The 6,000-nt window shown below is 66.2% G+C and carries 6 protein-coding genes; 2 read left to right on the forward strand and 4 right to left on the reverse strand.

The features are described 5' to 3' along the window. Window positions 1-64: 64 nt before the first annotated feature. The 4 genes from ACQKDV_RS05430 to ACQKDV_RS05445 all read right to left on the reverse strand — a co-directional run bounded on the left by ACQKDV_RS05430 (window position 65) and on the right by ACQKDV_RS05445 (window position 3,840). Window positions 65-1,306 carry a dipeptidase gene (locus ACQKDV_RS05430; protein WP_427782761.1) on the reverse strand — a complete coding sequence of 414 codons (1,242 nt, stop codon included), beginning with the start codon at window positions 1,304-1,306 and terminating at the stop codon, window positions 65-67. A 225-nt stretch (window positions 1,307-1,531) separates the two neighbouring features. Beyond that, complete coding sequence (locus ACQKDV_RS05435) at window positions 1,532-1,834, reverse strand: antibiotic biosynthesis monooxygenase (protein WP_427782762.1); 303 nt, start codon at window positions 1,832-1,834, stop codon at window positions 1,532-1,534. Window positions 1,835-1,893: 59 nt separating this feature from the next. Continuing rightward, on the reverse strand, window positions 1,894-2,574 hold the full coding sequence (locus ACQKDV_RS05440) for a helix-turn-helix transcriptional regulator (RefSeq protein ID WP_427782763.1): 681 nt from the start codon (window positions 2,572-2,574) through the stop codon (window positions 1,894-1,896). A gap of 96 nt (window positions 2,575-2,670) precedes the next feature. Then, complete coding sequence (locus ACQKDV_RS05445; RefSeq protein WP_427782764.1) at window positions 2,671-3,840, reverse strand: class I SAM-dependent rRNA methyltransferase; 1,170 nt, start codon at window positions 3,838-3,840, stop codon at window positions 2,671-2,673. Window positions 3,841-4,146: 306 nt separating this feature from the next. Here ACQKDV_RS05445 and ACQKDV_RS05450 point away from each other — a divergent pair, with 306 nt between their 5' ends. Together ACQKDV_RS05450 and ACQKDV_RS05455 are read left to right on the forward strand one after the other, a co-directional pair. Continuing rightward, complete coding sequence (locus ACQKDV_RS05450; protein ID WP_427782765.1) at window positions 4,147-5,109, forward strand: TerC family protein; 963 nt, start codon at window positions 4,147-4,149, stop codon at window positions 5,107-5,109. Between the two features lie 107 nt (window positions 5,110-5,216). After that, window positions 5,217-6,000 (forward strand): rhomboid family intramembrane serine protease (locus ACQKDV_RS05455; RefSeq protein ID WP_427782766.1); only part of this gene is annotated, 784 nt, incomplete at its 3' end.

The raw sequence follows: 6,000 nt of genomic DNA on the forward strand, positions 1-6,000 counted from the left end.
GTCAGCCGCACTGCTTTCGCATCACCGGTAGTGCCGGCCGCTGGCCGGCATTGCCGCAGGGTGGTCAGCCGCCCTGCTTTGCGGCGTAATCCTGCGCTGTGCGCATCACACGCAGCAGGTTGCCGCCCCAGATACCGGCGATCTGCTGTTCGCTGTAACCCTTGCGCAGCAGCCAGGCGGTGATCTTCGGCAGCTGGCTGACATCGGGCAGGTCGCTCAGGCCACCGCCACCATCCCAATCCAGGCCGATGCCTGCATGCTCGGGACCAACCACCTTGAGAATGTGCTCGAAGTGGACGAAGAAGTCGTCCAGGCTGGCATGGCGCATCGGGTGTTCGTGGTCCAGCGCCTGTTCGGCTTTCAGCAGAGCAACACCCTGCTCGATGCCCATGCCTTCCCAGCCGCCCAGCTGCTTGCTGAGCGCTTCTTCGGCCTGCTTGCGCTCGGGCGTTTTCGCCGTATCGATCAGGTAGCCGCCATAGGCATTCACCTGGATCACGCCACCGGCCCTGGCCAGCTTGCGCAGGCGCGCATCGTCGAGATTGCGCGGATGGTCATAGACCGCCTTGGCCGAGCTGTGCGACAGCACGAACGGCACCGGCATCATCGCCAGCAGGTCATCGAACACCGCGTCCGAGGCATGTGACTGATCGATCACGATGCCCAGCTTCACCGCCTGCCGCACCAGCTCCTTGCCGGCCGGGCTCAGGCCCTCCCACTCCGCGCCCTTGGGATCGGTGGCCGAATCGGCGAACTCGTTGTTGGCGAAGTGCACGGTGCTGAGCAGGCGCAGGCCGGCGCGGTGGTAGAACGAGAGCAGGCTCGGGTCTTCCACCAGCGGGCTGGCATTTTCCATGCTGATGTAGACCACGCGCTTGCCGGCGGCCTTGATCCGCGCGGCGTCATCGGCGGTCAGTGCCAGTGCGAAGCGTTCGGGATTGGCCGCGAGCATTTCGCGGATTTCCATCAGGCGCTGCAGGCCGTGGTCACGCTCGGCCAGGTGGGCGGCGGCGCTGCGGTCGCCCTGGTCGGTGTAGATCGCCCAGAAGCCACCGTCCAGCGCGCCCTCGACCATGCGCGGGTAATCCACCTGCGAAAGCGCGTTGTGGTCGTGCCGCTGTTCGATGTCGAAGCCGGCGCGGCCGAAGTTGGCCGGCGTGTCGAGGTGGCTGTCCAGGGTCAGCAGGCGCTGCTGCAGGGCCTTGGCGCGGGCCAGCTCCTGCGCACTGAACTCGATGGCATGGGCGGACAGCGGCGCACTCAGCGCCAGGGCAAGCAGCAGGGACAGGCGACGCAGCGACGGCATGGGGCTCTCACCGGTGAGGAGAAGAGCCCGACCATAGCGCCGTGGCCCGCCGTTTTGTAGAGCCGAGCCGCGCCACCTGAACAATGGGGTGCCATTCTCACGAACGCGTCGCAATGCGCGGGATGCTTGCCGCCGGACAGTGGAGATGATTCATGCTTGGCGCATCTTCGCCAGCCAGATCAGCCGAGCGTGGGCTCGGCTCTACAGACGGGTGCCAGGCGTCGATCAACCCGGCAGGAAGTGCTGCATCAGCTGCAGCTCATCAATGGCGGCCATGTACGGTGCGAAGCGCGCATCACCACCCGCGAAAGCCTGTGCCACCGCCTGCGCACTGACCAGGTCCTTCCAGTGGGCGATGTCGACGAAGCGGTCGTCGCCGTCCATCGGCGAGAACGGCTGGTAGTCGATCAGGCCGGGAAACTGCGCGATGGCCGCGCGCAGCTGCTCACGCAGCATCGGCATGTCGGCGCGTGCGTGCGGTTTGACGGTGAACACGGCCAGTTCAAGAACGGAAGAAGCAGGGTGCATGGTGAAGCCCGTTGTAGGAGGAGCGCGCAGTCTGCGCAGCCCCTGCTGCCAGCGGGGTGTCAGTGGCCGCGCAGCACCCAGGCCCGCTGTTGGTAGCGCAGATAGGCGTCCAGACCGACCTGCGCCGGCAGGTCCAGCCGCTCTGCTTCGGCAAGGGCTTCGATCTGGTCCAGGCGGAAATCGCGGTAGTCCTGGCGCAGCGCGCACCAGCTGCCCAGTGTCCAGTGCTGGCCCCAGTGAAACAGGCCGAGCGGGTGCACAGTCCGCTCGCTCGATGCGCCCTGCAACGTGCGATATCGCAACTGCACACTGCGGCCGTCGGCGATGGCCGTATGCAGTGGCTGCCAGCACGGCAGCGAAACGGGTATGGCACGCAGCGCGCGGGCAGTGCGTGGGCTGGTCGCACGCGTGGGCATTGCCGCCTGCAGTTTGTGCAGCAGCGAACGCGCCGCAGGTTGCAGGTGGCCCGCGCCACTGCAGGCCAGCATCTCCACGGCCAGCTGCAGTGCCTCGGCTTCGGCCGCATCCAGGCTCAGGGGCGGCAGTTCGAAACCGGGATCAAGGCGATAGCCGATACCGGCCTCGCCGTAGAGCGGGATGCCGGCCACGGACAGATCATCGACGTAGCGGTAGATGCTGCGCACCGACAGGCCCAGCTCCGCCGCCAGCACGGCGGCGGTCACCGGCTGGCGCACGCGGATCAGGTTGACCAGCTGGAACAGGCGGTCGGCTTTGCGCATGGACGGTCTTGGTTTTGTAGAGCCGAGCCCATGCTCGGCTGCCAGGCCGATCAGCCGAGCATGGGCTCGGCTCTACAGAGATCGGCAGTCACGCGGTCAATCAACCACGCGGCAGAACACGGCCTTCAGGTAACGCGATTCCTGCACGTGGGCCATGAACGGATGGTCCGGACCGGCGCCGGCCACCTTCAGGATCTGGATCGTGCGGCCGGAGAAATAAGCCGCGCGGCGCAGCATGTCCAGGAACTGGTCCTCGGCCACCAGGCCGGTGCAGGAGAACGTGGCGAACAGGCCGCCCGGCTTGACCACGCCCAGCGCCAGCTTGTTCATGTCCAGGTACTTCTTCAGCGCGGTGATCACCTGGTCGCGGTCGCGGGTCATCTTCGCCGGGTCCAGGATCACCACGTCGTACTGTTCACCGCGGTTGGCGGCATCGCGCAGCCACGGGAAGATGTCGGACTGGATGAACTTCGGGCGCACGTTGTTCAGGCGCGAATTGCCCTTGGCGATCTGGATGACGTCTTCATCGATATCGATGCCGACCACTTCCGAAGCACCACGCGCAGCCGCATACACGGCGAAACCGCCGGTGTTGCAGCACAGGTCGAGCACGCTCTTGCCTTCCACCTGCTGGCTCAGCCACTGCCGGTTTTCGCGCTGGTCGGCAAAGAAGCCGGTCTTGTGCGCGCCGGCCGGGTCGGCGCGGAACTTGATGCCGTACTCGGTGATGACCGACGCTTCGGTGGTGGTGTTGCCGTGGAAATCGAAGCTTTCCTGCTTCTGCACGTGTTCGTCGGCGAAGCTGTGGAAACGGCAGCCCGGGAACTGCTCGCGCAGCGCGTCGTAGATCCACTCGCGGTGGCGGAACATGCCAGCGGCGAAGAATTCGACCACCACCAGGTCGCCGTAGCGGTCGACCACCAGGCCGGACAGGCCATCACCTTCGCTGTGTACCACGCGCCAGGCGTCGGACACCGCGTCCAGCTTCAGCACGCCGCGGCGCAGTTCGACCGCCTGGGCGATCCTGCGCGAGAACCAGCCGGCATCGACCGGCACGTTCTGGTCGGTTTCGAGGATGCGCACAGCGATGCGCGAGTGCCCGTTGTAGAAGCCACGGCCGATGAACTCGCCATCGATGCCGACCACGTCGACGATGGAACCGGGCTTGGGCCGGACGGTCGGCTTCTCGACCAGTTTCTGGAAGATCCACGGGTGGCTGGAACGCCACGCATTCTTGAGGCGGACAATCGGAAGGGGGGTATTCATTGACCTATTGTAAACCGGGCACCGGGGTCAGATTCCCGCAGGGGCTCTGCCCTCCCCCGCCGCCGCCCATTTGACGGCGGCCCGGCCAGGCCGCAGAATCGGCCCCAGAAGGGGAGTAGCTCCCAGACGTTGTCGCCGTCAATTCGAGCCCGCAGGCTCCGGTGCAACGGCAATCCCACCCGTGTGGGGTTGCGAGCGAGACCTTCGCCGTACTGGCGAAGCTCTGTCCCTGGATCCCCCTCCCGATCCTCCGTTGCAGATCCTCGCCGTCCGGCCTGGCATTCATCTTTCCAACGGATATTCCCAATGCAGACGATCGGTAATGTGTGGATGTGGGGCGGCTTCGTGGCGGTGGTCATCATCGCCCTGCTTGTCGACCTGGTGTTGATGCGGCACGGCGGACCGCACAAGGTCACCTTCAAGGAGGCCCTGTGGTGGTCCATCGGCTGGGTAGTGCTGGCCCTGCTGTTCAACGCGGGCCTCTGGTACTACCTCAGCGAGACCGCCGGCCAGGTCGTGGCCAACAAGGTGGGTCTGGAGTTCCTGACCGGCTACCTGGTCGAGAAGGCCCTGGCGGTGGACAACATCTTTGTCTTCCTGATGATCATGAGCTACTTCGCGGTGCCGGAAGAGCAGCGCCAGAAAGTGCTGATCATCGGCATCCTGGGTGCGATCGTGCTGCGTACGATCATGATCTTCGCTGGCAGCGTGCTCATCAGCCAGTTCCATTGGCTGCTCTACGTGTTTGGTGCCTTCCTGCTCTTCACCGGCTGGAAGATGTGGTTCGCCGCCGGCCAGGAGCCGGATCTGGAAACGAACCCGGCGCTGCGCTGGATGCGCAAGCACCTGCGCCTGCTGCCGGGCTATGAAGGCAACGCGCTGAGCGTGAAGCGCGATGGCGTGCGCTGGTTCACCCCGCTGTTCGCGGTGCTGATCCTGATTGCGGTGACCGACGTGATCTTCGCGGTGGACAGCATCCCGGCGATCTTCGCCATCACCACCGACCCGTTCATCGTGCTCACCTCCAACGTGTTCGCGGTGCTGGGCCTGCGTGCGATGTTCTTCCTGCTGGCCGGCATGGCCGACCGCTTCCACCTGCTGCCGTACGGCCTGGCACTGGTGCTGGGCTTCATCGGCATCAAGATGATGATCATCGACCTGTTCAAGATCCCGACCCCGGTATCGCTGGGCGTGGTCGCGGTCATCATCGCCGCCACCGTGGTGCTCAGCCTGAAGTATCCACCGAAGGAAGACGCCGGCCAGGCCTGAGCCTGACCGGTATGCAGCGCGCGGCCGGTGGGATTGTCCCGTCGGCCGCACCCACTCTCCCGCGGCGGTGGCCTTGGTTTCGCGCCGGCCACCGCCATTGCTGAGGTATGGACAACAACACGCCCCTGCCCGCCGGTGACGTGCCGGCCCCCCGCAACGACCGCTCGCGCATCCTGCGGGCGTTCAATGCCAGCCTGGCCGCCGTGCTGGTACTGGTGGCTGTGTTCGCCCTGCAGGGCAGCTTCGACTGGCGCCCGTGGGCGGTGGCGCCGCTGGAGGCCAAGGGCCTGCTGGGGCTGATCGGCGGGCCGATCCTGCATGCCTCGGTCGAACACATCGCCGCCAATGGCTTTGCGATCCTGATCCTGGGCACCCTGGCCGGCAGCGTATACCCGAATGCCACCGTGCGTGCCCTGCCCCTGCTGTGGCTGGGGTCGGGCATCGGCGCGTGGATGCTGGGCAACCCCGGCAGCGTGCACCTGGGTGCCAGCGGCGTCACCCACGGGCTGATGTTCCTGCTGGCCAGCCTGGGCCTGCTGCGCCGTGACCGCGCGGCGATCGCCACGGGCCTGATCGGCATGCTGTTCTACGGCGGCATGCTGATGACCATCCTGCCGCACGCCGACGGCGTGTCCTGGCAGTCGCACATGGGCGGCGCGTTCGCCGGCATCATCGCCGCACTGCTGTTCCGCAACGCCGACCCGATCACGCCGCGCCCGCACTACAGCTGGGAGGACGAGGAAGACGAGGTCGAGGCGCTGGCCGACGACGAGCTCGAGCCGCCTTCGCCGCGCCGCGTGCCGGTGCTGTGGCAGCCGCGCGAAGGGCAGGATTATCCAGCTGATCCTGGACGGCGAAGACTTCGAGGTCCGCGACGCCAAGAGCGGCGAC

The sequence above is a fragment of the Stenotrophomonas sp. NPDC077659 genome (assembly GCF_050268705.1).
GTDB lineage: Bacteria > Pseudomonadota > Gammaproteobacteria > Xanthomonadales > Xanthomonadaceae > Stenotrophomonas.

Coding starts and splice junctions, on each gene's coding strand:
- ACQKDV_RS05430 (WP_427782761.1), bottom strand. CDS start 1,306: ATGCCGTCGCTGCGTCGCCTGTCCCTGCTGCTTGCCCTGGCGCTGAGT.
- ACQKDV_RS05450 (WP_427782765.1), top strand. CDS start 4,147: ATGCAGACGATCGGTAATGTGTGGATGTGGGGCGGCTTCGTGGCGGTG.
- ACQKDV_RS05440 (WP_427782763.1), bottom strand. CDS start 2,574: ATGCGCAAAGCCGACCGCCTGTTCCAGCTGGTCAACCTGATCCGCGTG.
- ACQKDV_RS05445 (WP_427782764.1), bottom strand. CDS start 3,840: ATGAATACCCCCCTTCCGATTGTCCGCCTCAAGAATGCGTGGCGTTCC.
- ACQKDV_RS05435 (WP_427782762.1), bottom strand. CDS start 1,834: ATGCACCCTGCTTCTTCCGTTCTTGAACTGGCCGTGTTCACCGTCAAA.